This window comes from Paracidovorax anthurii, from assembly GCF_003269065.1.
Classification (GTDB): domain Bacteria; phylum Pseudomonadota; class Gammaproteobacteria; order Burkholderiales; family Burkholderiaceae_C; genus Paracidovorax; species Paracidovorax anthurii.
The window spans coordinates 80,503-106,551 of the sequence record NZ_QLTA01000001.1 but is presented as its reverse complement, the minus strand read 5'-3'; the positions used below and the strand labels follow the sequence as shown (position 1 = coordinate 106,551).

Here is a 26,049-nt window from a genome sequence, read left to right as displayed (position 1 = left end):
CTTTTCCTCCCCATGCTGCCGCGGCCCAGGCGCCGCGGCAGCTTTTATTTTTTGACAGACCATGGATATCGAGACGATTGCGGCGCTGGCGGCGGTGGCCTTCTTCGCCGGCTTTTTCGATGCGATCGCGGGCGGCGGCGGGCTCATCACGCTGCCGGCCCTGTTCCTGGCGGGCGTGGAGCCCGTCAGCGCCATCGCCACCAACAAGTTCCAGGCGGCATCCGCCACCATCTCCGCGACCGCCACCTTCGCCCGCAAGGGGCTGATCGAATGGAGCGAGGGCAAGTACCTCATTCCCTTCGCGATGGGCGGCGGCATGTGCGGCGCGCTGCTGGTCAGCTTCTTCAACAAGCGCTGGCTGGAGGCCAGCGTGCCCGTGCTGCTGATCCTGGTGGCCGCGTACTTCATCCTGGCTCCCCGGCTGGACAACGGGGCCCGCAAGGCCCGGATCTCCATCTTCCTTTTCTCGATGACGGTGGCGCCGCTGCTGGGGTTCTACGACGGCGTGTTCGGGCCGGGCGTGGGGTCCTTCTTCATGGTGGCCTTCGTGCTGCTCTGCGGCCTGGGAACGATGCGGGCGGTGAGCTTCACCAAGCTCGGCAACGCCTCGTGCAACATCGGCTCGCTGCTGGTGTTCATCACCAAGGGCGCCATCCTCTGGCCGCTCGCGATCGCGATGGCCTGCGCCTCGTTCGCCGGCGCCCAGCTGGGCGCGCGCTGCGCGGTGAAGGTGGGCCCGAAGCTCGTGAAGCCGATGATCGTGGTGGTGTGCTGCGTCCTGGCCGCCAAGCTGCTCAGCTCCCCGGGCAACCCCCTGCGCGAGGCCATCGCCGGCGCGCTGTGGCTGCCGTGAACCCCGCCTTCGCCGAATCCCCGCCGGGCCCGGCGGGCTATTTCTCGGAGGACTTCGGCGGCTACCGCCTGGAAGGCCGGGTCCTGCGGGGCCGCGAGGAAGACTCGGCGGCCGCGGGCCCGGTGTTCGCCATCCACGGCGCGCGCTCGGACTACACGCGGCTCAATCCCCTGCTGTTCTGGCTGCAGGGGCAGGGCGTCGGGAGCCTGAGCTTCAACCTGTCGGGCCACGGCCCGTCGTCCCCGGTGCCGCTGCACGCCACGTCGCTGGCGCGCAACCTGCAGGAGGCCGAACGCTTCCACGCGGCGTCGGCGCTTCCCCCGCCGGTGGTGCTGGGCCAGAGCCTGGGCGGCGCGCTGGCGCTCAAGCTCGCCGAGCGCCACGAGGCATCGGTCCGCAAGCTGATCCTGATCTGCCCGGCCGTCTACCCCGAGGCGGCCCATGCCCGCCCGTTCGGGCCGGAGTTCACGGCGGCCATCTCGCGCCCGTTCGGTTTCCTGGATTCGACCTCGCTGCGCTTCCTGGAGCGCTACGCCGGCGAGCTGCTGCTGGTGATGGGCGCATACGACGGCCTGCGCGCCGCGGACCACGGCCAGCCGGCCGGCCGCTCCGCGGGCACGGTGGTCCTGGCGGGCGCGCCGCGCAGCAGCGTGATCCCCCGCGAGGTGGTGGACGCCATCGAGGGCGCCATGGCCCCCTCGCGCCTGCGCAAGATCCTGCTGCCCGGCTGCGACCACGCGGTGTCGCGGTGGCTGCGGGAAGATGCCGCGCGCGTGGACGCGCTGGGCCGCGAGGTCCTGGACTTCCTGGCGTGATGGGCCTTTGCCCCCGTGCGCTTCCCGATGGCCCACCGCATGCATTCCCGACCCGCCCACGCCGCCGCGCCGCCGGGGCGCGTGCCCTCCCGGGCCGCCCGCGCGCGGAGGCTGGCATGATGGCGGGTTTTCCGATCGCCGCCCGGGCCGCGCAGGCCGGCGGCCCGACCGTGCTCCAGGGCCTTCCCTTTCTGCCATGAACGATACCGTGAACGCATCCGATTCCGAGGCCCCAGAGGCCCCCGTGGCCAGCGCCCCTGGCGAGGCGGCTGCCGCCGCCCCCACGCCCGCGGCCGAACGCCGCCCGGCCCGCCGTGGCGGCCGCAACCGGCGCAAGGGCGCGGAAGGCGGCGCGGCCCCCGCGGGCGCGCCCGGCGAGCCGGCCGCGCCGACGGGAGGCGGGCGCCGCACCCACCCGGCGCTCGAACAGCTCGCGGCGCTGTATCCGCGGCTCTTCGGCGCGCAGTTCCTGCCCCTCAAGCGCGGCATCTTCCAGGACCTGCTGGACGCGCATGCCGGCGTGTTCGAGCGCGACGCGCTCAAGGTGGCGCTGGGCATCCACACGCGCTCCACGCGCTACCTGCAGGTGGTGGCCGAGGGCCGCCCGCGCCACGATCTGCAGGGCCGGCCCGTCGAGGCCATGGCGCCCGAGCACGTGCACCACGCGCTGCTGGAGGTGTTCCGCCGCCGCAAGCCGCGCGAGGGCGAGGACCCCGTGGCCAAGCTGCGCCGCCGCATCGCGCAGGCGTTCGAGGCCTCGGGCCTGGACCGTGCCGGCTACGACGCGCTTGTGCGCGGCCGCGACGAGCAGGCCAATGCGCTGCTGGACGAGGCGCTGGCGGAAGTCGCCGAGCGCGATGCGAAGGCCGAGGCCCTGCTGCGCGCCTTCGAGGCCAGCGGCAGCGCCGACGTGGCGCCGTTCGCCGACATGTACGGCATGGACGCGCGGGCGGTGGAGCGTTCGCTGCAGCGTGCGCGCCAGTTGCGCCGCGCCGCCGAGGCCCGCGCCCAGGCGCCGGCGGCCGATGCCGCAGCGGAGTTGGCCGTGGAGGCCGGCAGCGAGGCCGTGGACCGCGGCGCCACGCCGTCCGCCTGATGCGCGGCGGCGGCCGTCCGCCCGGCGCACCCTGCTGACACCACGCTGTCAGCAGGGGCCCCGCACCATGGAGTCCTTCGCAACCCAGGAGCCTTCCATGACCCATAACCCATCCCCCGCCACCGCCGCACGCGTCATCAACTGGTTCGAGATCCCGTGCGCCGACCTCGGCCGCGCGCAGGCCTTCTATGAGCGCGTGCTGGGCCGCCCCATGCGCCGCGAGGATTTCGGCGGCGACCCGATGGCCGTCTTCGCGTACGGCGATCCGAACACCGGCGGCTGCCTGGCGGCGGGGCCCGCGCGCCGCGCGGCCGGCGACGGCGGCGTGCGCATCTACCTCGATTGCATGCCCGGCCTGGATGCCGCCATGGGCCGCGTCGCCGCGGCGGGCGGGGAGGTGATCGACGCCTGCATCGAACTGCCGCACGGCATCGGCTTCATCGCCCACCTGCGCGACACCGAGGGCAATACCATCGGCCTGCATGCCTCCGCGCGCTGAATCGGCCACGGTGGCCGATTGCTATCGAAAACATAGCTAACTATCGAGAAAAACCGGCGACATCCGCCGGTTTTCGATCGGATTCCTCTGCCCGCCCATGCGCCGTGCCGACCGCCTGTTCCAGATCATCCAGCTCATCCGGGGCCGGCGGCTTTCCACCGCCGAATTCCTGGCCGCGCGGCTGGAGGTGTCGGTGCGCACCGTCTACCGCGACGTGGCCGACCTGCAGCGCCAGGGCGTGCCCATCGAGGGCGAGGCCGGCGTGGGCTACCGGCTGGGCGCGGGGTTCGAGCTGCCGCCGCTCATGTTCAGCCAGGGCGAGGCCGACGCGCTCGTGGTGGCCGCGCGGCTCGCGCAGGCGTGGCTCGATCCTGCGCTGGCCCTGCAGGTGGAGGGCGCGCTCGGCAAGATCCTGTCGGCGCTGCCACCCTCGGCCCGGGTGGCTGCCGAATCGCAGGCACTCTACGCGCCTGGCCCCGGCATGGACGAGCGCACCCAGGCGCTGCTCGCACCGCTGCGCGAAGCGGTGCATGCGCGCCGCATCGCGTGCATCGACTACGCCGATGAACAGGGCCGCGCGAGCGTGCGGCGCATCCGGCCGCTGGGCTGCTTCTTCTGGGGCAAGGTCTGGACCGTGGCCGCCTGGTGCGAGCTGCGCGCGGATTTCCGGGGTTTCCGCATCGACCGCATCGCGGCGCTGGAGGTGCTCGGCGAGCGCTTCGCGCCGGAGCCCGGGCGCACGCTCGCGGACCTGATGCGGCAGGTCCGGGGCCGGCACCCGGAGCCCGTTCAGCGGGGCCGTTCCAGCTCTGCGCGGGTGCAGAGGGTGTAGTTCGCGCAGCCGCCCATCACCAGGTACACGCCATCGGCCTCGCGCAGGGTGCCGCGCAGCAGGCCGTCGCGGTCCACCGTGAACTGCTCGATGCGGTAGCGGGTGGCGGTCGTGGCGCCGCTGCCCACGGTGCAGGTGCGCGTGCCCTCCGAGGCCAGTCCGTCGCCGGCCAGGCGGTAGGTGCCCCGGTACTGGCAGAAGTTGCCGGGGCCGTAGGCCGTGGTGTCCATGCGGAACACGTTGTCGCGCGCGACGATGTCGATCAGGGTCTCGACGCCCCCGGTCTGCCAGAGCGGGTACACCTGCGCGCTGTAGGCCTTGTCGAAGCGCACGCTGTGGTCCTCGTACCGGAAGCGCGAGATGCGGCGCGGCGCCTCGCCGGGCAGCGTGACCGTGCCGGTGGTGGGGCTGTCGAAGTCCAGCTGGGCCTCGCCCACGGTGGCGGCCTCTTCGCCGGCCGTGGCCGGCCTGCCGATCGCGGGGCCGTTGCGGAACTCTTTCAGGGTGACGGTGTAGCGCGTCGGCGAGGCGCGGTTCGGCGTGCTGCCCTGCAGGAACAGCGCGGAGCCGTTGGCGCGGTATCCCAGGTAGGACACGATCATCGCGCGGCTGCCCTGCTGGGCGTCGATCTGCAGGCTGCGGCCCGGCCGGCCGTCCTGCTCGTCGTCGAAGCCCCACATGCCCGGCTGCACCGCGACGTCGCTGCGCGAGCCCGTGGCGCAGGTGTCGGGGCTGCCGAGCATGACGGCGCCCGCCAGGCACGGGCCCATGAAGAAGACATCGCGGCCGTCGGAGCGCAGCGTTCCGGCGAAGAGGCCGTTGCCGTCGATGCCGAACCGCTCGGCGCGGTAGGTGCTGCGCTGCTGCGTGCCGGCTGCATCGGTGCAGACCTTCGTGCCCTCGGATTCGATCCCGTTGCCCCGGGTCTGGTAGGGGCCGGAGTAGGTGCACAGCCGCCCGTCGGTGGTGGAGAGCTGGCTCATGCGGAAGCTGCCCTGGGCGAGCCGGATCTCATGGGTCGCGACGGGTGCCGGGATCAGGGTGGTGGAATAGGCCTTGAGGGTGAACCTGTTGCTGAACGGCTCGGACCACAGCGCCTGGTAGGTGAAGCGCGAGATGCGCCGGGGCGCGTCGCCCGGCAGCGTCACGGTGCCGGAGGTGGGCGTGTCGAAGGTGAGCCGGACCGTGCCCGCGCTGCCCGCCGCCTCGCCGTTGCCGGTGCGGCCACCGATCACGGGGCCGTTGCGGAACTCCTGCAGATCGCCCGTGAACGCGGTGCTGCCGGCCGCGCGGAAGCCGCTCGCCTGCAGGAAGAGCGCGGAGCCGTCGGTCCGGTAGCCCAGGTAGGACACGATCATGCCCTGGCCCTGCTGGGTGTCGATCTGCAGGCTGCGGCCGGGCTGGCCGTTCAGTTCGCCATCGAAGGCCCACATGCCGGGCTCGGGCTCGGCGCCCGGGGTGGCCGAGGTCTGGGCGAACACCGGCGCGGCCGCCGCCGCGAGGGCGCAGAGCACGGCCCGGGCCGCATGGCACGGTCCTTGCGGTGTGGTGGAAATCGTGAAAATCGTTGCCATCGGTGGCGCTCTCCCGTGTGAAGTCATTGTGGGTTGTTCGATCGAGGCGCAACTAGACCGCACAGGGCCGCCGCTGGCAACCCTCCCGTGGAGGGGCTTGTGATGCGCATGGCATGGATACCAAAAGACACTTCTTTGACCGGCGGTTGCGGAACGGATGCGGGCACCGCTGGTACGGTCGCCGGACAGGCGCAGCGCGGCCGGAGTCGTCCGCCGCAGAACGGCGCCGTTGCAAAGAAAAGAGGAGAGGAGATATGGCCACAGCCCCCGACAACCCTTCCGACAAGGACCGTTCCGCGTTCGAGTCGGCCATCTGGCTGCTCAAGGTCGAGATGGCCAATGCCGGCGCCTACATGGCCATCGACTCGAATGCCCGGCTGGCCTACACCCGCCAGATCGAGGCCATGGCCAACGAGCTGCGCGCCCAGGCCCTGTCCGGGCGCATCACCTGGCCGCAGGCCGCTCAGCAGGCGCAGGAGGCGCGCAACGTCATCATGGAGGTGATCCGGGGGCGCAGCACGCCGTTCGGCCTGGCAATGGCCCAGCAGCTCAAGGCCGAGGGCAAGACGCTCAACGAACTCGTCGCGCGCAAGGCGCAGCAGATGCACGGGCCGGGCGCGCGGTTCGACCGGCTCACGGCCGCGCAGCAGAACGCGGTGTATGGCGAGATCGTCAAGTCCGCCGGCAAGTCCAATCCGCGCGTGACGCAGGCCATGCGCGGCCTCTCGCGCGCCGGGCGGGGGCTCATCGTGCTGTCCGTGGCGCTGTCGGTCTACAACGTGGCCACGGCCGAGGACAAGGTGGCCGCGGCCGGCAAGGAGGTGGCGGTGGCCGGCGCGGGCATCGGCGGCGGGATCGCGGGCGGTGCGCTCGCGGGGCTGGCCTGCGGGCCCGGCGCGCCGGTGTGCGTGGCCGTGGGGGCCTTCGTGGGTGGCGCGCTCGCCGCCTTCGGCGCCGACCTGCTCTGGTGAGAGAGCGCCGCGCCATGGATGTGCTCTCCGCCGAAGAACTCTCCCTCCACCTCGTACAGGAAGCCAGCGGACGGCAGCGGCCCCGCAGCGAGATCCTGGTGGCCAGCCGCCCCGTGGGCCGCACCGTGGATGCGGCGCTGCTGGAGGCCGCTTTCCACTGCGGTGGCGGCTACCTGCTCTTCACGACCGACGACGTGCCCGGCGAGGAATTCCTGGGCATCCACCTCTACAGCGACACGTTCGACCTGCTCGACACCGCCACCATCGGCGGCATGTACTCCACCGGCAGCTTCCTGCTGCTGGGCGTGGAGGGGACCGACACGGTGCGTTTCCGCTTCATCGGCGGTACCGACTGGCGCCTGCGCGTGCTGCCCCGCCCGCGCCTGCGCGTGCCGCTGCTGCCCGAGGCGCGCGGCGTGTCGCGGCCGCTGGGCTTCTCGCGGCACTTCGAGATCTCCGGCCGGCCGCAGCGCGAGCCGGCCGACTGATTGACGCGCGGCCCGGGGGCGCTCAGGGCGCCGGCTGCGCGAGCGCGGCCTCGATGTCCTGGGCGAGCGATTCGGGCTTGTCGGTGGGCGCATAGCGGCGGACCACCTGTCCGTCGCGGCCCACGAGGAACTTGGTGAAGTTCCACTTGATGGCCTTGGTGCCCAGCAGGCCGGGCGCCTCGGCCGTGAGCCAGCGATAGAGCGGCGCCGCGTCGGCGCCGTTCACGTCGATCTTGGCCATCATCGGAAAGCTGACACCGTAGTTGCGCTGGCAGAAGGCGGCGATCTCCTCGTGCGTGCCCGGGTCCTGGCGGCCGAACTGGTTGCACGGGAAGCCGAGCACCACCAGCCCCTGCCCGGCATAGCGCTGGTGCAACGCTTCCAGCCCCGCGAACTGGGGCGTGAAACCGCAGGCGCTCGCGGTGTTGACGATGAGCAGCACGCGGCCCTCGTACTGGCGCAGCGGCACGGTCTGGCCGTCCATCTGCAGGGCGTCGAAGTCATGGGCGCGGGTCATGGCGGGCATCCTCCGGAAAGCCCCGCATCGCCTGCGCGGTCAGGGGGACCTCGCCACTGCGGGGGCCCCATTGTCGCCAGCCAGGCCGGGGATGGGCATCCGGAGCGCCCCGAGTGCGTGAACCCGCTCCTGTCTATTCGTAGCGGCGGTCCAGGTCGTCCCAGAAGGGCTTGCCCACGAGCCGCTGGCGCTCGGCGAAGGGCGCGACGAGGGCCGGGTCCTCGTCGATGCGGCGGTGGTCGCGCAGGTGGGTCAGGGCCTTCTGCATGCCGGCCACGGCGCCCTGCAGGGCGGCGTTGGCGTAGAGCACGAGGCCGTAGCCCAGGCCGGCCAGTTCCTCCGCGCCGGCGATGGGAGTCTTGCCGCCGATCACCATGTTCATGAGCTGGGGCTTGGCCAGCCGGGTGGGCAGGGCGCGCACGTCCTGGGCGGTGGTGACGGCCTCGACGAAGAGGATGTCGGCGCCGGCCTCGGAGAAGGCCTGGGCGCGCTCGACGGCGGCCTCGAAGCCGTGCACGGCGGCGGCGTCGGTGCGGGCCAGGATGAGCAGGTCGGCGTCGCGCCGGGCATCGCAGGCCGCGCGGATCTTGCCGAGCATCTCCTGGGTGGGGATGACGTCCTTGCCGCTGAAGTGGCCGCAGCGCTTGGGGCTCACCTGGTCTTCGAGCTGGATGCAGTCGGCGCCGGCGCGCTCCAGGGTGCGCACGGCGTGGTAGGTGTTGAGGGCGTTGCCGAAGCCGGTGTCGGCATCCACGATGAGGGGCAGCTCGACGGCATCGCGGATGCGGGCGGTGTGGTCGGCGATGTCGCTGAGGCCCATGAAGGCCTGGTCGGGCAGGCCGAAGGCCATGTTGGTGACGCCGGCGCCGGTGATGTAGAGGGCCTGGAAGCCCAGGTCGGCGGCGATGCGGGCCGAGAGGGCGTTGAAGGCGCCGGGCACGAGGGTGCCGCGCCGGGCCTCGGCCAGCGCGCGCAGTTGCTGCCTGGTGTTCATGGTCATGGGGGTTCCGATCCGATCAATCTTCCTGCATGCGGGCGGCCTTCACGATCTCGCCCAGGCGCTTGCGCTCGGCGTCGGTGAACTGCACGAACTCGGCGCGCGTGCCGCCCACGGGCTCGATGCCCATGCCCTTGAGCTTGGTGGCGGTGGCGGGGTCGCGCATGGCCTTGTCCACGGCGGCGGCCACCTTGTCGAGGATCTCGGGCGGCGTGCCGCGCGGCGCGTGCACGCCCGCCCAGTGCGCGATCTGCAGGTCGGCGAAGCCCTGCTCCACGGCGGTGGGGAGCTGCGGATAGGCCGAGATGCGGCGCGTCCAGGTGGTGGCCAGCGGCTTGAACTTGCCGTCGCGCAGGATGTGCGGCAGCGCGATGATGCTGGCCTCCGACGTGCCCTCCACCTGCCCGCCGAGCACGGCCGTGGTGCTCTCCGAGCCGCTCTTGTAGGGCACGGGCTGCAGCTTGGCGCCGTACTTCACGTTCAGCATCTCGGCCACGAAGTGCGGCGTGCTGCCCGTGCCGGCGGTGGCGAAGTTGAAGCCGCTGCCCTTCCTGGAGGCCTCCACGAAGTCGCGCAGGTTCTGGTAGGGCGCCGACTTGGGCACCACGATCACCGAGGGCGCGAGCCCGATCATGGCCACGGGCACGAGGTCGTCGTCCTTGAACGGCATGCTCTTCTTGATCATGCTGTTGGAGATCACGCCGGCCGCGCTGACGAGGAAGGTGTAGCCGTCGGGCGCGCTCTTGGCCACGATGTCCGCGCCCAGCGTGCCGCCCGCACCGGGGCGGTTGTCGATGATGACCGGCTGGCCGAGCGCCTTGCCGGCGCCCTCGGCCGCGGCGCGGGCCATGAGGTCGTTGGCGCCACCGGCCGAGAACGGCACGACGAAGCGGATGCTCTTGGCGGGCCAGGCCGGCGGCTGCGCCTGCGCGGCCGGTGCCGCCGAAAGTGCGGCCGCGCCCAGCAGGGCCGCGGCCGTGCGGGCGAGCGCCGCGCGCCGATGGATGGGGGTCATGTCGTCTCCTTGGATTTTGTGGGGGTGCGGTTGCGGGCCGCCCGCGCGATGATGGCACGCCGGATGGATGTCGCGGAGGCGACAGCGCCACGCGCCTTCAGCGCCGCCGCAGCGAGGCCAGCAGCGCCGCCAGCACGATCAGCGCGCCGCCCAGCAGCGTGCGCGGCTGCGGCGTGGCGGCCGCGAGCAGCACCGAGGACACGCTGGCGAACACCACCTCCGAGAGCATCACCACCGCCGTGGTGCCGGCCGCGAGGCGGGCCGCGCCATACTGCAGCGCCCAGTTGCCCAGCATCAGCACGCCCGCGAGCAGCAGCGCCGTCACGACCCAGGCGGCATCGGGCGCGGGGAAGGGCTCCACCACCCCCGCCCGCAGGCCGACGGCGCCCGCCGCCAGCGCCATCAGCATGCAGCCGCCGAACATCGCGAACATGCGCGCCTGCCCCGGCACGGCGTGCAGGCGCCGCAGGGTGACGTTGGTCAGCGCGAACATGAAGCCGCCCAGCAGCGCCAGCCCGTCGGCCAGCGAGAGATCGCGCAGCAGGCGCTGCGCCGAGGCGCCCTCGGGCCACAGCACCAGCGCCACGCCCGCGAAGGCGAGCGCCAGCCGCCCGATCGCCTGGGGCGTGGGCCGTTCGCCCAGGATCTTCCAGGCCAGCAGCACCGCCCAGGCGGGCATCAGGTAGAAGAGCAGGATCACGCGCACCACGTCGCCCACCGTCACCGCCCAGTTGAAGGCCACGTTGTTCAGGCCCGAGCTCAGGGCCAGCAGCCAGAGCTGCGGGTGCGCGCGCACCTGCGCCCAGAGGCCCGGGCGCAGCGCCAGCAGCGCGGCCAGCACCAGCGCGTACATCACCGCCGTGGCCCACAGCGGGTGCAGCCCCGCGCCGTGCATCACGCGGAACGGCCACCAGGCCAGACCCCAGACGAAGGCGTTGAACAGCAGGGCGAGGACGGGCAGCGGCGATGTCATGGTGAAACCGGGCCCATGTCGCTGTGCCTGCTGGATTCTTTGCTATTAAAAGAATAGCTTGCGGCCGTGGCGGCGGCAGGCTCAGTGGTGGTGGTCGTGCCGGGCGATGTGCAGCAGGTGCTCCACCTCGTCGGGGTAGCGCGCGCAGTTGTGGAAATGCCAGCGCCGGATGGCCCACATCACGCCGGCCACCACCAGCCCGAAGACCGTGATGGCGCCGAACACCGACAGCCCCAGCTTGAGCGAGAGGCTGTAGAACGCGCCCAGGCCCAGGATGGCGGCCTGCTCGTTGAAGTTCTGCACGGCGATGGAGCGGCCCGCGCCCATGAGGTTGTGGCCCCGGTGCTGCAGCAGCGCGTTCATGGGCACGACGAGGAACCCGCCCAGCCCGCCCAGCAGGATCAGGAAGGGGATGGCGATCCAGATGCTCTTGATGAACACCATCAGGATCAGCAGCACGCCCATGGCGATGCCCAGCGGGATGACGCGGGTGGCCATGTCCAGCCGCATGCGCATGGAGGCCACCACCGCGCCCACGGCCGTGCCGATGGCCACCACGCCCGTGAGGGCCGAGGCCTGCGTGGTGTTGTAGGAGAGGGCCGCCGCGGCCCAGGCCAGCACGATGAACTTGAGGTTGCCGCCCGCGCCCCAGAAGAGGGTGGTGGTGGACAGGGAGATCTGCCCCAGCTTGTCGCGCCACAGCCGGTTGTTGCAGGCCCAGAAGTCGGGCAGCAGCGCGAGCGGGTTGCTCGGCATGGGGCGCATCTCCACGCCGGTGTGCGGGATGCGCGTGTTGAACCACGCGGCGGCAAGGTAGATGCCGATGAGCGCGGCGATGGCCGCCTCGGCCGCGGTGTCCACGCCGGTGTCGAACACGGGCAGGTCCACCGACAGCAGCAGCCCCGAGAGGGTCGGCCCGACGAGCTGGCCGCCCAGCAGCACCCCCAGGATGATGGAGGCGATCGTGAGCCCCTCGATCCAGCCATTGGCCTTCACGAGCTGCGAGGCGGGCAGCAGTTCGGTGAGGATGCCGTACTTGGCCGGCGAATAGGCCGCCGCCCCCAGCCCCACCACGGCGTAGGCGATGAGCGGGTGCGAGCCGAAGAGCATCATGAGGCAGCCCGCGACCTTGATCGCGTTGCTCACGAACATGACCTTGCCCTTGGGCAGCGCGTCGGCGAACGCGCCCACGAAGGGCGCGAGCACGACATAGAACAGGGCGAACATCGGCACCAGGGCGGCGCGCTGCCATTCCGGGGAACCGCTGGTGCGCAGCAGTTCGACGGCTGCGACGAAGAGTGCGTTGTCGGCCAGCGAGCTGCAAAACTGCGCCGACATGATCGTATAGAAACCGCGCTTCATCGAATGGCTGGTGGGTGCATCAGCGGAACTGATGCCCTGTTAAATCTCGGAACCCGCTGCAAGTGACTGGCGGTTATATCACGCGCTTCCTGGGGTCCGATGCCAGAATTCCCCCCTTCCGCCCCGCAGTCCCGCCACCATGCCGCGTCCCATCCAAGCCACCATCCACACTGCTGCACTGCAGCAAAACCTGGCCCGCGCCCGCGCGGCCGTGCCCGATGCGCGGGTGTGGGCGGTGGTCAAGGCCAATGCCTACGGGCACGGCATCGAGCGCGCCTACGAGGGCCTGCGGGCGGCGGACGGCTTCGCGCTGCTGGACCTGGCCGAGGCCGAGCGCGTGCGCCAGCTCGGCTGGCGCGGCCCGATCCTGCTGCTGGAGGGGGTGTTCGAGCCGCGCGACCTGGAGCTGTGCTCGCGCCTGTCGCTCTGGCACACGGTGCACTGCGACGCGCAGATCGACTGGCTCTCGGCCCACAAGACGCACGTGCCGCACCGCGTCTTCCTCAAGATGAACTCGGGCATGAACCGCCTGGGCTTTCCGCCCGGGCGCTACCGGGCCGCCTGGGCGCGGCTCAATGCGCTGCCGCAGGTGGACGAGATCTCGTTCATGACCCACTTCAGCGACGCCGACGGCCCGCGCGGCATCGCGCACCAGGTCGAGGCCTTCGCCACCGCCACGCAGGACCTGCCGGGCGAGCGCACGGTGTGCAACAGCGCCGCCACCCTGCGCCATGCCGGCGATGCGCGCGTGCGCGGCGACTGGGCGCGCGCGGGCATCGTGCTCTACGGCAGCGCGGCCGACTTCCCCGAGCACACGGCCGCGCACTGGGGCCTCGCGCCCGCCATGACGCTCTCGGCGCGCATCATCGGCACGCAGCGGCTGCAGGCCGGCGACACGGTGGGCTACGGCTCCTCCTTCACCGCCGACGCGCCGATGGACATCGGCGTGGTCGCCTGCGGCTATGCCGACGGCTACCCGCGCCACGCTCCCACTGGCACACCGGTGCTGGTGAACGGCGTGCGCACGCGCACCGTGGGCCGCGTGAGCATGGACATGGTCACCGTCGATCTCGCGCCGCTGCGCGCGGCCGGGGTGGACGCGGGCGTGGGCAGCGAGGCCACGCTCTGGGGCCGCGCGGCGGGCGGTGCCGTGCTGCCCATCGACGAGGTGGCCCACGCGGCCGGCACCGTGGGCTACGAGCTGATGTGCGCCCTGGCCCCGCGCGTGCCGGTGGTGGTGGACTGATGGGGGACGGCAAGGCCCGGCCCGGCCAGAGACCGCCCGGCAGGGGCTCCAGCTGGCGCCGCGTGCAGGCGCCCGACCGCGCGCTGGAGCAGTCCCTGCGCCAGCGCCATCGCCTGCAACTGCATGGCTGGTGCATCGGCGCCTTCATGATGGCCTTCATGTGGGCGGTCTCGCACACGCAGATGGTGCTGGGCGTGGATTCGCTCGCCGTGCGCTACCTCGTCACGCTCGGGGCCGGCTATGCGGCGTACCTGCTGGTGCTGCGCCTCTGGGCGGCGCGGCTGGTGCAGCCGTCCGCGCGCGGCGCACAGCGCCGCGATGGCGACGGGGCCGACGCGGATGTCCTGGACGCGGCGGAGCTGATCTACGACGCCGGCGACCTCGCCGCACGCGCGGTGCGCGGCACGGGCGGGCGCATGCCGTTGCCACGGTCCGGCGGCGGGGACTTCGCCGGGGGCGGGGCCGACGGGCATTTCGGCGATGCCCTGGGCGACATGGCGAGCGGCGCGCTCGATGCGGCGGCGGGCGCGGACGAAGGCGCGGTGGTGGTCGTGCCCGTGGTGGCGATCTTCCTGATCGGCGCGGCCGTGCTCTTCGGCGCCGGGGCGCTCGCGCTGCTGTACTTCGGCTTCGACGTGCTGCTGGCCGTGGCGGTGGAGCTGGCGTTCTCGGTCGCCACGGCGCGCGCCGCCATGGGCGTGGAGCGCGCCGGCTGGCTCGCGGCCGCCGTGCGCCTGACCTGGAAACCCCTGCTGGGTGCGCTGCTGTGCGCCGTCGTGCTGGGCGCCACGATCGACCGCTTCTTGCCCGAGGCGCAGTCGCTGCCCGAGGCGGTGCGCATGCTGCGCGCGGCTGCGTGAAGCCGGGGCGGTGTCCCGCGCCCGCGCGCCAATCTTCGCAACCGCGCGCATATCGTTACAACCACAAAGTCGTTCGCCCCGCCCGGGCCGCTTGGCATAGTGGTGGTTTCGCTGCCCCGGCAGCGCCTTCCGTTGTCCGCAAGACCCGAGACCACCATGCGACTTTCCCGCACCCTCCTGGCCGCCGCGATCGCTGCCGCGCTGCCCCTGGCCGCCCAGGCCGCCACCTTTCGCTTCGCCCGCTCGGCCGACATCACCACCTGGGACGTGCATGCCCACAACGTGGGGCCCAACAACGTGCTGCATTCGGCCGTGTACGAGACCCTGGTCGAATACAACAGCAAGACCTTCAAGCCCGAGCCGCAGCTGGCCACCGCCTGGAAGCGCGTGAGCCCCACGCAGCTGCGCGTCACGCTGCGCCAGGGCGTGAAGTTCAGCGACGGCTCGCCGCTGACGGCCGAGGACGTGAAGTTCTCGCTGGAGCGCGCGCGGGCCAAGACCTCCAACTTCGCCGTGTATGCCCAGGGCGTGGACCGCGTGGAAGTGGTGGATGCGAAGACCATCGACATCTTCTCGGACGTGCCCAACCCCGTGCTGGTGAACCAGCTCACCGAGCTGCGCATCATGAGCAAGCCCTGGGCCGAGAAGCACAACGCCACGACCCCCAAGGACATCAAGACCAGCGACGAGCCCTACACCCACCGCAACGCGCTGGGCACGGGCCCCCTGGCGCTCAAGTCGTGGACGCCCGACCAGCGCATCGTGCTGGCCGCCAACCCGCACTGGTGGGGCCGGGGCCAGTTCCCGGGCAATGTGACCGACGTGGTCTACACCCCCATCAAGTCCGACGCCACGCGCACGGCGGCGCTGCTCTCGGGCGAGGTGGACTTCGTGCTCGACCCCAGCCCGCAGGACATCGCCCGCGTGCGCCAGACCCCGGGCTTCCAGGTGCTGGAAGGGCCCGAGAACCGCACGCTGTTCCTGGGCCTGGACCAGTTCCGCGAAGAGCTGCCCGGCTCGAACGTGAAGGGCAGGAACCCGCTGAAAGACCTGCGCGTGCGCCGCGCGCTCTACCAGGCCATCGACATCAACACCATCCAGCGCGTCACGCTGCGCGGCCTCGGGCAGCCCACGGGTGCGCTCATCGCGCGGCAGGTGAACGGCTGGACGCAGAAAGCCGACGCGCGCTGGCCCTACGACCCCGCCGCCGCGCAGAAGCTGCTGGCCGAGGCCGGCTACGCGCAGGGCTTCGATGTCGATTTCGCCTGCAGCGCCGGCCGCTACCCCAGCGACGAGGCCCTGTGCCAGGCGATCACCGCGCAGTGGGCGAAGGTGGGCGTGCGCGCCAAGCTGCGCACCCAGCCGTTCACCACGTATTTCCCGATGATCCAGCGCAACGAGGCCAGCATCTACCTGCTGGGTTGGGGCGTGCCGACCTTCGACGCCTTCTACACGCTGCAGTCGCTGGTGCGCTCGCCGGGCGCGGGCGGCGACGGCAACTTCAACCTGGGCCGCTTCTCCGATCCGCAGCAGGACGCGCTGATCGAGCGCATCAAGAAAGAGACCGACACCGCCACGCGCAACGGCCTCATCGAGCAGGCGCTGCTCAAGGACCACGAGCTGATCTCGCACATCCCGCTCTACAACCAGATCATCCCCTGGGCCGCCACGCAGAAGGTGAACCTGCCGCACCGCGCCGACAACCGCATCGACTGGCGCGCGCTCAAGGTGAACTGATCGCCGGCCCTGGCGCGGGAGCGGCCACGGCCCCACCCGCCCGACGGCCGCGCAGCAGGCCACGCCGGCGGGCGCCGTGGAGCGGGCCCGGCCCGGCCACCGGCGCCCACGGGGGTGTGAAGGTCAGTCCATCATCGCGCGCTGCACCGCCGGCCGCGCGGCCACGCGCTGGTGGTGCGCGTGCACCTTCGGGAAGCGCGCGATGTCCACGCCGTCGCTCTGCAGCCAGCCGCCCACGGTGAACAGGTAGCCGTCGCTCACCGAATAGTCCTCGCCCAGCACCCAGGGGCCCTGCAGGTAGTGCTGCTCGATGAGCTCGAAGCACTCCACCATGTTGGGGCCCACCTTGCGCTGCAGGGCGGCGATGGCCTCGGGCTCGTCCGCCCAGCGGGCCCCGCGCCGTCCGTGCGCATGGGCCACGTGCACCGTGGAGGCGAGGTAGCTGTGGAACTCCTGCATGCGCGCGAAGGCGTGCGGCGCCACGGGCGCGAGCCGCGCCTGCGCGAAGCGCTGGGCCACGTAGGCCAGCAGCGCGGGCGTCTCGGTGAGCACGCCGGTCTCGGTCGCGAGCGCGGGCACGCGGCCCTTGGGATTGATGGCGAGGTATTCGGGCGAGCGCTGCTGCCCGGCCGGCAGGTCCAGCCGCGCGAGCGTGTAGTCCGCGCCGGCCTCTTCCAGGGCGATGCGCACCGCGAGGGCGCAGGTGCCCCGGGCGTAGTGGAGCGTGAGTGCGGGCTGGGAGGAGGTCATGGTGTCCTTTGGCGGGTTGAAAGGGTGTTGAAGGCCGGATGTCGGCGTTTCCATTGGGCTCTTTGCTACTGTTTTAATAGTGTGCACGGGATGGCCGCCGGGCCGCTCAGTACAGCCCGCGCGTGCGGCCCATCAGCCGCGCGAGGCCGAACAGCGCATCGGTGGCGGGCGTGGGCGTGTGCGTGAGGCGCCCGAGCTCGTGCACCGCGCCCACCAGCGCGTCGATCTCCAGCGGCTTGCCGGCCTCCACGTCCTGCAGCATCGAGGTCTTGAACGCGCCCAGCTTGCGGGTGACGGCGTGGCGGTCCTGCGGTTGCTGGTCGATGGGCAGGCCCAGGCGCTCTCCGATGGCCTTGGCCTCGCGCATCACGTCGGAGACGAAGGTGAGCACGAGGTCGTCGTCCAGGATGCGGTCGGTGGTGGCGCCGGTGAGCGCGCTGATGGGGTTCATGGTGAGGTTGCCCCAGAGCTTGAACCAGATGTCCTGCTGGATGCGCTCGGACACCTCCACCTCGATGCCGCCGCGCGCCAGGGTGTCGGCCAGGCCGCGCACGCGGGGCGTGGGCGCGCCGCCGGCCTCGCCCAGGATGAGCCGGTTGCCGAAGTGCTGCCGCACCACGCCGGGCGCGTCGAGCGAGCAACTGGCATGCACCACGCCGCCGACCACCCGGGCCGAGGGGATGGCGCGCGCCAGGGCGCCGTCCGGGTCCACCGCGCGCAGGGCCTGCCCGCGCGCGGGGCCCTCGCAACCTTCCAGGAACCACCAGGGCACGCCGTTCATGGCGGTGAGCACGGCGGTGCCGGGCCCGATCAGCGGGCCGATGCGCGCGGCCACGTCGGGCAGGGCCGGGGCCTTCACGGCCAGCACCACGGCGTCCTGCGCGCCGAGCGCGGCGGGGTCGTCCGCGGCGGCCACGCGGGCGCTTTCCTGCGTGCCGTCCGGCCGCACGCAGCGCAGGCCGTCCTCGCGCAGCGCCCGCAGCGTGGCGCCGCGCGCCACGAAGGACACCTGCGCGCCCGCGCGCGCCAGCGCCATGCCCAGCCATCCGCCGATGGCGCCCGCGCCATAGATCGCAACTCTCATCGCCTCTTGCCTCCTTTGCCTGACCGCTCGCGCGCACGAAGAAAGGCCCCGCGCATGCGCCGCAGGGGCGCGCGGGGCCGGGGAGGGCTATTGTCACGCGCGGGCGGCGGGGCCGCCCGGCAAGGGCGCGGTCAGCGTGCCGCGCTGGCGGCGTCGGAGGCGGCCGGCGTGGGCGGCGGGGACGGCCGCGTGGCCGTGCCGCCGAAGGTGGCGCCACCCGAGGACGGGGGCATGGTGACCGCGCCGCTGCCGGCCGGGGCAGGCGCCGTCGCCGGGGCCGGGGCCGGGCTGCTGGAGGGCGCGGTGTTCACGTTGCTCTCCTTGTTGCGGTCGCAGGCGGAAAGGGCCAGCACCGACGCCAGCGCGATCGGCGCGGCCACCATCCAGCGGCGGGAAGCCAGGGTGGAAGCGGGGGCTGCGGTGTTCTCGGACATGGATTGTTCTCCGTTCAAGGGGCGCGGCACGATGCCGCAGGGGTGCCCATCCTAGGAAGCGCGCGGCGGCCGCGGAGTAGGATAGGACCGACGACGCATTTGCTTACCGCTCGCCCGCCGGGCGGCCCGCCGCGCCGGAAAATCCGGCCCCCGCGCATGCGCGCCGCGCCGCCGGCGCTGCCCGCACCGTCCGCGCCCCTCCGCTCAACGAACCCGCTCTCCCACCCATGGCCAAGGACAAGACCGTTTTCACCTGCTCCGAATGCGGGGGCACCAGCCCGCGCTGGCTCGGCAAATGCCCCGCCTGCGGGGCCTGGAACACGCTGGTGGAATCGGTGCCCGAAGCCGGCCCGGGCAAGAACCGCCTGAGCACGCCGCAATACGCCGGGCTCGCGCAGGCGCAGGCCGTCACGCCGCTCGCGGCCATCGAGGCGGCGGACGTGGCGCGCACGCCCAGCGGCATCGAGGAACTCGACCGCGTGCTCGGCGGTGGCATCGTGGAGGGCGGCGTGGTGCTCATCGGCGGCGACCCGGGCATCGGCAAGTCCACGCTGCTGCTGCAGGCGCTGGATGCGCTGCAGCGCGCGGGCCTGCCCACGCTCTACGTGACGGGCGAGGAGAGCGGCGCGCAGGTGGCGCTGCGCTCGCGCCGGCTGGGGCTGGACCACAGCCAGGTGAACGTGCTGGCGGAGATCCAGCTCGAAAAGATCCTCGCCACCGTGGAGGCCACGCAGCCCGCCGTGGCGGTGATCGACTCCATCCAGACCGTGTATTCGGACCAGCTCACGAGCGCGCCGGGCTCGGTGGCGCAGGTGCGCGAGTGCGCTGCGCACCTCACGCGCGCGGCCAAGTCCACCGGCGTGGCCATGGTGCTGGTGGGCCACGTCACCAAGGAGGGCGCGCTCGCCGGCCCGCGCGTGCTGGAGCACATGGTGGACACGGTGCTGTATTTCGAGGGCGACACGCATTCGAGCTTCCGCCTCGTGCGGGCCATCAAGAACCGCTTCGGCGCCGTCAACGAGATCGGCGTGTTCGCCATGACCGAGAAGGGCCTCAAGGGCGTGGCCAACCCGAGCGCGATCTTCCTCTCGCAGCACAGCGAGCCGGTGCCGGGCTCGTGCGTGCTGGTCACGCTGGAGGGCACGCGGCCGATGCTGGTGGAGATCCAGGCGCTGGTGGACGAGGGCGGCCCCAGCCCGCGCCGCCTCTCGGTGGGCCTGGAGCGCGACCGCCTCGCCATGCTGCTGGCCGTGCTGCACCGCCACGCGGGCGTGGCCTGCATGGACCAGGACGTGTTCGTGAACGCCGTGGGCGGCGTGCGCATCAGCGAGCCCGCGGCCGACCTGGCGGTGATGCTGGCCATCACCAGCAGCCTGCGCGGCAAGCCGCTTCCCAAGGGCTTCATCGCCTTCGGCGAGGTGGGCCTGGCCGGCGAGGTGCGCCCCGCGCCGCGCGGGCAGGAGCGCCTGAAGGAGGCCGCCAAGCTGGGCTTCACCATGGCCGTGGTGCCCAAGGCCAACGCGCCGAAGAAGCCGATCGAGGGCCTGGAGATCCATGCCGTGGAGCGCGTGGAGGAGGCCATGGACGTGGTGCGGGGCATGGGCTGAAGTGGAGGCCCCCTGAGCCGCCTGCGGCGCCTTCCCCCAGGGGGGAAGGCGCCGGTGGCCTGGCCGAGCCAGATCCAGAGCGTCCGCGGGCATGGCCTGCTCCGCGGCCTTCGGATGGGTGGCGCAGCGCCGGTTGCATGCCTCGCGGATCATGACAGCCGTGGGTGCGGACACGCCGGTACGCACGATCCACAGCCGGCCCGTGCCGCCGCCCGACGACAATCGGGCGCATGAATCTGCGCCGCTTCTTCATTCCCGTCCTCATCGTCCTGCTGCTCTTCACGGCGCACCGCGTCTACGGCTGGCAGGGCATCTTCGCCGTCGGCGGCGGGCTGCTCATGTGGGCGCTGCTGCATTTCACGCGGCTCATGAACGTGATGCGCAAGGCCGCCGACCGGCCCATCGGCCACGTGGGCAGCGCCGTGATGCTCAACGCCAAGCTGCGCGAGGGCGTGAACCTGATGCACGTGGTGGCGATGACCCGCGCGCTCGGGCAGGTGCTGTCGGCCGAGGGCGAGGAGCCCGAGCGCTACCGCTGGACCGACGGCACGGGCTCGCACGTGACCTGCGAATTCCGGGGCGGCCGACTCGTGTCGTGGGAACTGGTGCGGCCCGCGCAGGACGAGGGCTCCGGCGGGGCGCCGGGCGATGCCGGGGCCCTTCCCCCGGGCGCGAGCCCCGCAGGCTCGTAAAATCGCGGGTTTTGCGGCCGCACCCGGTGGCCGAGGCCCCGAAAAGGATTTCCATGAGCCCCGTAGTTCCCTCGATAGCCGACCGCGACGGCAAGATCTGGATGGATGGCCGGATGGTGGAATGGCGCGACGCCAAGGTCCACGTGCTCACCCACAGCCTGCACTACGGCTGCGGCGCCTTCGAGGGGGTGCGGGCCTACGAGACGCCCCGGGGCCCGGCGATCTTCCGCCTGCAGGAACACACCGAGCGGCTCTTCAACAGCGCCAAGATCCTGCGCATGCGCATCCCCTTCACCCAGGACGAGGTGAACGAGGCCCAGCGGGCCGTGGTGCGCGACAACGGGCTCGCCTCGTGCTACCTGCGCCCGCTCACCTGGATCGGCTCGCAGAAGCTGGGCGTCAGCCCCAAGGGCAACCCCATCCACCTGATGGTGGCCGCCTGGGCCTGGGGCGCCTATCTGGGCGAGGAAGGCCTGCAGCGCGGCATCCGCGTGAAGACCAGCAGCTACACGCGCCACCACGTCAACATCACCATGACGCAGGCCAAGGCGGTGAGCAACTACACCAATTCGATCCTGGCCAACATGGAGGCCGTGGACGACGGCTACGACGAGGCCCTGCTGCTCGATGCCTCCGGCTTCGTCTCCGAGGGCGCGGGCGAGAACGTCTTCGTGGTCAAGAACGGCGTGGTCTATACGCCCGACCTCTCGGCCGGCGCGCTCAACGGCATCACGCGCAACACGATCTTCCACATCTGCCAGGACCTCGGGATCGAGCTCGTGCAAAAGCGCATCACGCGCGACGAGGTGTACATCGCCGACGAGGCGTTCTTCACCGGCACCGCGGCCGAGGTCACGCCCATCCGCGAGCTGGACCGCCTCGCCATCGGTGCGGGCGGCCGCGGCCCCGTCACCGAGAAGATCCAGGGCGCGTTCTTCGACATCGTGAACGGCCGCAACCCGAAGTACGCCCACTGGCTGACCCCGGTCTGACCCCCTTCTCCCTTTCCACCAGCGAAGCCCCCACCATGCCGCAAGCCCCCATCGAACTGCTCGCCAAGGACCTGAATCCGCAGGGCGGCGTCTTCTGCCCCAGCCCCAAGGCCGACATGAAGCTCTGGAACACCCACCCCAAGGTGTATCTGGACGTGGCCCACACGGGCGAGGCCAAGTGCCCGTATTGCGGCACCGTGTACCGCCTGAAGGCGGGCGAGCACGTCCACGCCGGCCACTGATCCTGGTTGATACCACTCGCAATCCAAGCTACCACGGCGTTGCCTTCGCCGTGGCCCGCAGACAGCACAGTCCGGGCCTCGCATCCACTTCCTGCTTCGATTGCCCATGGGTATGACGATTCCTCCGATGCCGGCTGACCGCAGCGGCGACGCCGCGCCGCGCCCCACCCTCACGGTGGCGGTGCTCACCCTCAACGAAGGCCACCGCATCGCCGCCTGCCTGGAAAGCGCCGCTTTCGCCGACCAGATCGTCGTGGTGGACAGCGGCAGCACCGACGACACCGTGGCCGAGGCCCGGCGCCTGGGCGCCGAGGTGCACGTCCATCCCGACTGGCAGGGCTTCGCCGTGCAGCGCAACCGCCTGCTGGCGCACGCCACGGGCGACTACGTCTTCTTCCTCGATGCCGACGAGGTGATGACGCCCGGGTTCCGCGAGGAGCTGCAGGCCATCGTCGCGTCGAATGCGCGGGCCGTGTGGAAGATCCGCTGGCGCATGGTGGCCTTCGGCCACGAGCTGCGCCACCTGCGCACCACCTCGGCCATCGAGCGGCTCTTTCGCCGCGACATGCTGCGCGAGTACATCGGCGTGGTGCACGAGGAGGCCGTGCTCACCGAGCCCGAGGCCCCGCGCCACGTGATGCGCGAACCGCTGCTGCACCACTCGCGCGAGACGGTGCGCGGCAGCCTGGAGAAGCTCACGCAGTACGCCATGCTCGGCGCCGCCAAGCGCGCGTCGCTGGGCAAGCGCGGCGGCGTGCTGCGCGGCCTCGCCTCGGGGTCGAGCATGTTCGTGCGGCTCTACGTGCTGCGCCTGGGCTTCCTGTGCGGCGGCGCGGGCTTCCTCTACTGCCTGTTCGTCGCGCTGGAGGCGTTCTTCCGCTATGCCGCGCTCGAATACGATCGGGCCCGTTTGACCGAGAGCGTTCGCCGCTGATGGCCGCTTCCCCGCTGTCTCCGCCGCGCGCGGAGTTCTTCACACGGCTTTCGTGCGCCGCCGCGTTCATGGTGCCGGGCATCGCCCTCTGGGTGCGCTCGGGCTATTCCTGGGGCGCGGCCCTGCTGCTGCTGGCCAGCCTGGCCACGGCCGCCACGTGGCTGCGCCGGCCGCCGGGCCGGCAGGCGTGGTGGCTCTTCGCCTCCATGGCGCTCATGGGCGCGGTGTGGGGCCTGGACTTCAATGCCGCCATCGGCATCGGCACGCTCGACCGGCCCGTGAAGTACCTGCTCGCGCTGCCCTGCCTGTTCTACGTGCTGGCCTATCCGCCGCGTGCCGCGTGGCTGATCGGCGGCGTGGGCGTGGGCGCGGCGGGCGCGGGGCTGATCGGCATCCACCAGACGCTGCCCGCCGCGCACGGCTGGTTCCTGTCCCCCGGCCCGTACTTCCCGCGCGCGTCGGGTTTCACCAACCCCATCCAGTACGGCGGCATCAGCCTGCTGCTGGCGCTCATGGCCTCGGTGGCGCTGGTCGCGCTGTGGGAGCGCTGGAAGCCCTGGCAGCGCGCGGCCTGGATCGCCGCCGTGCTGCTGGGCGTGGAAGGCGCGCTGCTGTCGGAGTCGCGCGGGAGCTGGGTCGTGCTGCCGATCGCCCTGCCGGTGTGCGTGTGGCTGCAGGCCCGCTGCGGCCGGCGCCGCGTGGCGCTGGCGGGCGCGGCGCTGGTGATCGCGGGCGCGGGCGTGCTCATGGCACTCAAGGCCGACGAGGTGCGCACCCGCGTCACCAAGGCCCAGGAGGAAGTCACCCAGTTCGAGGCCAGCGGCGAGGCCGAGAACTCGGTGGGGCAGCGGCTCGCGCACTGGAAGCTCGCCTGGCAGATGGGCATGGACCGGCCGCTGCTCGGGTGGGGCCGCTACGGCTACGAGGTCGAGAAGCGGCGCCGCGTGGAGGCCGGGCTGGCCCATCCGTACCTGCTGAACTTCAGCCATGCGCACAACGAGGTGCTGGACATCTTCGCCAAGCGCGGGCTCATGGGCGTGGGCGTGCTGCTGCTGTTCTACGGCGTGCCGCTGGCCCTTTTCTGGCCCACGCGCCGCCGCGTGGGCTGCGCGGCCGCCGGGCCGGCCGACAGCGAGGCCCTGTGCCTGCGCATGATGGGCGTGCTGGTGCCGCTTTCCTACATGGGCTTCGGCGTCACGCAGGTGTTCCTGGGCCACAACAGCGGCACCATGTTCTACCTGTTCATGAACATGGTGCTGCTGGCCATCCTGCAGGGCCGCGAGCGCCGTCCCGCCTGATCGAACCCGTTTCCCTTCCGAGGGCCTTCCGCCATGCACGTCCTGCTCGTCAACAACTCCCCCATCCCGGTCTATGGCTACGGCGGCACCGAGCGCGTCATCTGGGATCTGGGCCAGACGCTCGTGCGCCTGGGCCACCGCGTGAGCTACCTCGTGCCCGAGGGCTCCACCTGCGACTTCGGCCGCGTGCTGCCGATCCGCCCCGATGCGCCCTGGGAGCCGCAGATCCCGGACGACGTGGACATCACCCACTTCCAGTTCAACCCGCGCGCCGAGATCGCCAAGCCCTACCTGGTGACCGAGCACGGCAACGCGCGCAAGCCCAAACCGCTGCCGCGCAACACGGTGTTCCTCTCGCGCGACCACGCGCAGCGCTACGGCTCCACCGAATACGTGCACAACGGCCTGCTGTGGGAGAGCTACGGCGGCGTCGATTTCGCGCGGCCGCGCAGCCACTACCACTTCCTGGGCAAGGCCGCGTGGCGCGTGAAGAACGTGAGCGGCGCGATCCGCGTGGCCAAGCTCGCGGGCGTGGAGCTGGACGTGCTGGGCGGCGACCGCATCAACTTCCGCCGGGGCTTTCGCTGGACGCTCTCGCGCCGCATCCATTTCTTCGGCATGGTGGGCGGCACGCAGAAGACCGATCTGCTGGGCGCCTCGCGCGGGCTCATCTTCCCGGTGCGCTGGCACGAGCCCTTCGGCCTGGCCGTGATCGAGAGCCTGTACTTCGGCTGCCCCGTGTTCTCCACGCCCTACGGCGCGCTGCCCGAGCTGGTGCCCGGCGACTGCGGCGTGCTGGCCGACAACGCCCCGGCGCTTGCCGAGGCCGTGCGCGCCAACCGCTTCGATCCGCGCGCCTGTCACGACCACGTGGTGCGCCACTTCGGCGCCGAGCGCATGGCGCGCGACTACCTGCGCATGTACGAGCGCGTGCTGGCCGGCGAGACGATCAACGCCCAGGCGCCGGTCATCCAGGGCGAGGCGCGCTCGCTGCCCTGGAGCCAGTGACATTCGCCCGGGGCTCCGGTAGGGGCTGAAACCCCGATTTCAGGCCCCGGGAGCCTCCACGTCGGCGATTTTGCTAGAGAGTTTGCTATCTAAATAGTAGCAACCGGTGGCAAGGCCAGGCCGGCGGTGGCCGCGTGCCATTCGCCTTCGAGCCGCTCCACGAGCGCCGCCGCGGGCAGGGGCCGCGCGAGGGTCACGCCCTGGCCGGCCCAGAGGGAGAGGTATTGCGCATCGCCGTGCGCCGCCGCGGCCTTGCGCAGGGCGCCGGTGAGCGCGTTCTGCACGGGGTAGGCGGGCACGTCGGCTTCCGCGCCGGCCAGGGCCTCCATCATCGCGTTGACGATGCCCCGCGCGGGGCGGCCCGAGAAGATGCGCGTCGTGCGCGTGCCGGTCTCGCGCGCGCCGGCCAGCGCCTGGCGGTAGGCGGGGCCGATGCCCGACTCGTCGCACACCAGGAAGGCCGTGCCCATCTGCACCGCCTGCGCGCCCAGCGCCAGCGCCGCGGCGATGCCCCGGCCATCCATGATGCCGCCGGCCGCGATCACCGGGATGGAGAGCGCGTCCGCGCACTGCGGCACGAGCGCCAGCGTGCCGACCATCGAGGCGTCGAAGTCGCCCAGGAAGGTGCCCCGGTGGCCGCCGGCCTCCGGCCCCGAGGCGCAGACCGCATCGGCGCCCACCGCCTCCCAGGCGCGGGCTTCGGCCACCGTGGTGGCGGTGCCGATCACGGTGCAGCCCGCAGCGTGCAGCCGCCCGACCTGCGCCGCCGTGAGGATGCCGAAGGTGAAGCTCGCCACCGCAGGCCGGGCCTGCAGCAGCGCCTCGAACTGCTGCGCGAAGTCCTCGCACCACTGCGCGGGCACGGCGGGCTCCAGCCCGAAGCGCGCATACAGCGGCGCGAGCCGTGCGAGCGCGGCCTCCACCGTGGCGGCGTCGGGGCGGGGCGTGTCCTGCACGAAGAGGTTCATGCCGAAGGGCCGGCTGGTGGCGCGGCGCACCTCGGCCGCGGCCTGCGCCATGGCGTCGGGCGAGCGCATGCCGCAGCCCAGCATGCCCAGGCCGCCGGCGGCCGATACCGCGGCGGCCAGCGCCGGCGTGTCCGCGCCCGCCATGGGGCCCTGGATCACGGGCAGGCGCAGGCCGAAGGTGGAGGGCAGGGATGCGGGCATGGTG

27 protein-coding genes are annotated in these 26,049 nt (G+C 72.0%); 17 read left to right on the top strand and 10 right to left on the bottom strand.

Going from position 1 to position 26,049, the window contains the following annotated elements:
- Positions 1-61: 61 nt before the first annotated feature.
- From AX018_RS00520 to AX018_RS00500, 5 genes are all read left to right on the top strand, one after another.
- On the top strand, positions 62-853 hold the full coding sequence (locus AX018_RS00520) for a TSUP family transporter (protein WP_111875304.1): 792 nt from the start codon (positions 62-64) through the stop codon (positions 851-853).
- The gene (locus tag AX018_RS00515; RefSeq protein WP_211322338.1) at positions 850-1,668 is read left to right on the top strand and encodes an alpha/beta fold hydrolase; all 819 of its coding nucleotides are present in this window, start codon (positions 850-852) and stop codon (positions 1,666-1,668) included. Before AX018_RS00520 ends, AX018_RS00515 begins: the two co-directional genes overlap by 4 nt.
- A 196-nt stretch (positions 1,669-1,864) precedes the next feature.
- Positions 1,865-2,764, top strand: a complete 900-nt coding sequence (locus tag AX018_RS00510) for a ProQ/FINO family protein (RefSeq protein ID WP_111875302.1) — start codon at positions 1,865-1,867, stop codon at positions 2,762-2,764.
- 97 nt (positions 2,765-2,861) lie between these two features.
- Positions 2,862-3,263 carry a VOC family protein gene (locus AX018_RS00505; RefSeq protein ID WP_111875301.1) on the top strand — a complete coding sequence of 134 codons (402 nt, stop codon included), beginning with the start codon at positions 2,862-2,864 and terminating at the stop codon, positions 3,261-3,263.
- Positions 3,264-3,360: 97 nt separating this feature from the next.
- Positions 3,361-4,095 carry a helix-turn-helix transcriptional regulator gene (locus AX018_RS00500; RefSeq protein WP_111875300.1) on the top strand — a complete coding sequence of 245 codons (735 nt, stop codon included), beginning with the start codon at positions 3,361-3,363 and terminating at the stop codon, positions 4,093-4,095.
- On the opposite strand, the gene AX018_RS00495 is transcribed toward AX018_RS00500, so the two are convergent.
- The gene (locus AX018_RS00495) at positions 4,053-5,669 is read right to left on the bottom strand and encodes a hypothetical protein (RefSeq protein WP_111875299.1); all 1,617 of its coding nucleotides are present in this window, start codon (positions 5,667-5,669) and stop codon (positions 4,053-4,055) included. The two genes, AX018_RS00500 and AX018_RS00495, sit on opposite strands and share 43 nt — an antisense overlap.
- Before the next feature lie 254 nt (positions 5,670-5,923).
- On the opposite strand from AX018_RS00495, the gene AX018_RS00490 reads away from it, so the two are divergent.
- Both AX018_RS00490 and AX018_RS00485 read left to right on the top strand, forming a co-directional pair.
- Positions 5,924-6,640: a hypothetical protein gene (locus AX018_RS00490; RefSeq protein WP_111875298.1), complete on the top strand. Its 717-nt coding sequence runs from the start codon at positions 5,924-5,926 to the stop codon at positions 6,638-6,640.
- 14 nt (positions 6,641-6,654) lie between these two features.
- The gene (locus AX018_RS00485) at positions 6,655-7,128 is read left to right on the top strand and encodes a hypothetical protein (RefSeq protein WP_111875297.1); all 474 of its coding nucleotides are present in this window, start codon (positions 6,655-6,657) and stop codon (positions 7,126-7,128) included.
- Between the two features lie 22 nt (positions 7,129-7,150).
- Here the strand turns inward: AX018_RS00485 and AX018_RS00480 are convergent, their stop codons facing one another.
- The 5 genes from AX018_RS00480 to lplT form a co-directional block, all read right to left on the bottom strand.
- Positions 7,151-7,645, bottom strand: coding sequence for a glutathione peroxidase (locus tag AX018_RS00480; RefSeq protein ID WP_111875296.1), 495 nt, complete (start codon positions 7,643-7,645; stop codon positions 7,151-7,153).
- A 133-nt stretch (positions 7,646-7,778) separates the two neighbouring features.
- Positions 7,779-8,639, bottom strand: coding sequence for an isocitrate lyase/PEP mutase family protein (locus tag AX018_RS00475; protein ID WP_111875407.1), 861 nt, complete (start codon positions 8,637-8,639; stop codon positions 7,779-7,781).
- Between the two features lie 22 nt (positions 8,640-8,661).
- Entirely contained in the window at positions 8,662-9,657 is a 996-nt protein-coding gene (locus AX018_RS00470; RefSeq protein ID WP_111875295.1) for a tripartite tricarboxylate transporter substrate binding protein, read from the bottom strand.
- 97 nt (positions 9,658-9,754) lie between these two features.
- Entirely contained in the window at positions 9,755-10,630 is an 876-nt protein-coding gene (locus AX018_RS00465; protein ID WP_111875294.1) for a DMT family transporter, read from the bottom strand.
- An 81-nt stretch (positions 10,631-10,711) separates the two neighbouring features.
- Positions 10,712-11,992 (bottom strand): lysophospholipid transporter LplT, encoded by a 1,281-nt coding sequence (lplT, locus tag AX018_RS00460; RefSeq protein ID WP_111875293.1) that lies wholly within the window; start codon positions 11,990-11,992, stop codon positions 10,712-10,714.
- Positions 11,993-12,131: 139 nt separating this feature from the next.
- Between lplT and alr the strand changes: the two genes are divergently transcribed.
- The 3 genes from alr to AX018_RS00445 all read left to right on the top strand — a co-directional run bounded on the left by alr (position 12,132) and on the right by AX018_RS00445 (position 15,835).
- Positions 12,132-13,238 (top strand): alanine racemase, encoded by a 1,107-nt coding sequence (gene alr, locus AX018_RS00455; protein ID WP_111875292.1) that lies wholly within the window; start codon positions 12,132-12,134, stop codon positions 13,236-13,238.
- The gene (locus tag AX018_RS00450) at positions 13,238-14,098 is read left to right on the top strand and encodes a hypothetical protein (RefSeq protein WP_111875291.1); all 861 of its coding nucleotides are present in this window, start codon (positions 13,238-13,240) and stop codon (positions 14,096-14,098) included. The genes alr and AX018_RS00450 overlap by 1 nt, the downstream gene beginning before the upstream one ends.
- 156 nt (positions 14,099-14,254) lie before the next feature.
- Positions 14,255-15,835: an ABC transporter substrate-binding protein gene (locus tag AX018_RS00445; protein ID WP_111875290.1), complete on the top strand. Its 1,581-nt coding sequence runs from the start codon at positions 14,255-14,257 to the stop codon at positions 15,833-15,835.
- 123 nt (positions 15,836-15,958) lie between these two features.
- Here the strand turns inward: AX018_RS00445 and AX018_RS00440 are convergent, their stop codons facing one another.
- The 3 genes from AX018_RS00440 to AX018_RS00430 all read right to left on the bottom strand — a co-directional run bounded on the left by AX018_RS00440 (position 15,959) and on the right by AX018_RS00430 (position 18,103).
- A complete protein-coding gene (locus tag AX018_RS00440; RefSeq protein WP_111875289.1) occupies positions 15,959-16,585 on the bottom strand; it encodes a glutathione S-transferase family protein in 627 nt (208 codons plus the stop codon).
- 106 nt (positions 16,586-16,691) lie between these two features.
- Positions 16,692-17,669 (bottom strand): 2-dehydropantoate 2-reductase, encoded by a 978-nt coding sequence (locus AX018_RS00435; RefSeq protein WP_111875288.1) that lies wholly within the window; start codon positions 17,667-17,669, stop codon positions 16,692-16,694.
- 131 nt (positions 17,670-17,800) lie between these two features.
- Positions 17,801-18,103 (bottom strand): hypothetical protein, encoded by a 303-nt coding sequence (locus AX018_RS00430; protein ID WP_111875287.1) that lies wholly within the window; start codon positions 18,101-18,103, stop codon positions 17,801-17,803.
- Between the two features lie 227 nt (positions 18,104-18,330).
- Here AX018_RS00430 and radA point away from each other — a divergent pair, with 227 nt between their 5' ends.
- The 7 genes from radA to AX018_RS00395 all read left to right on the top strand — a co-directional run bounded on the left by radA (position 18,331) and on the right by AX018_RS00395 (position 24,876).
- Positions 18,331-19,710, top strand: coding sequence for a DNA repair protein RadA (gene radA, locus AX018_RS00425; RefSeq protein WP_111875286.1), 1,380 nt, complete (start codon positions 18,331-18,333; stop codon positions 19,708-19,710).
- A gap of 230 nt (positions 19,711-19,940) precedes the next feature.
- Positions 19,941-20,402: a glycerate kinase gene (locus tag AX018_RS00420; protein WP_111875285.1), complete on the top strand. Its 462-nt coding sequence runs from the start codon at positions 19,941-19,943 to the stop codon at positions 20,400-20,402.
- Between the two features lie 53 nt (positions 20,403-20,455).
- A complete protein-coding gene (locus tag AX018_RS00415) occupies positions 20,456-21,394 on the top strand; it encodes a branched-chain amino acid transaminase (RefSeq protein WP_111875284.1) in 939 nt (312 codons plus the stop codon).
- A 35-nt stretch (positions 21,395-21,429) separates the two neighbouring features.
- Positions 21,430-21,636, top strand: coding sequence for a zinc-finger domain-containing protein (locus AX018_RS00410; protein WP_111875283.1), 207 nt, complete (start codon positions 21,430-21,432; stop codon positions 21,634-21,636).
- Positions 21,637-21,763: 127 nt separating this feature from the next.
- The gene (locus AX018_RS00405) at positions 21,764-22,570 is read left to right on the top strand and encodes a glycosyltransferase family 2 protein (protein WP_111875282.1); all 807 of its coding nucleotides are present in this window, start codon (positions 21,764-21,766) and stop codon (positions 22,568-22,570) included.
- Entirely contained in the window at positions 22,570-23,868 is a 1,299-nt protein-coding gene (locus AX018_RS00400) for an O-antigen ligase family protein (RefSeq protein WP_111875281.1), read from the top strand. Before AX018_RS00405 ends, AX018_RS00400 begins: the two co-directional genes overlap by 1 nt.
- A gap of 33 nt (positions 23,869-23,901) precedes the next feature.
- Entirely contained in the window at positions 23,902-24,876 is a 975-nt protein-coding gene (locus AX018_RS00395) for a glycosyltransferase (RefSeq protein WP_111875280.1), read from the top strand.
- Between the two features lie 89 nt (positions 24,877-24,965).
- Here AX018_RS00395 and AX018_RS00390 read toward each other — a convergent pair whose 3' ends face one another.
- The gene (locus tag AX018_RS00390) at positions 24,966-26,045 is read right to left on the bottom strand and encodes an NAD(P)H-dependent flavin oxidoreductase (RefSeq protein ID WP_111875279.1); all 1,080 of its coding nucleotides are present in this window, start codon (positions 26,043-26,045) and stop codon (positions 24,966-24,968) included.
- Between the last annotated feature and the right edge of the window lie 4 nt (positions 26,046-26,049).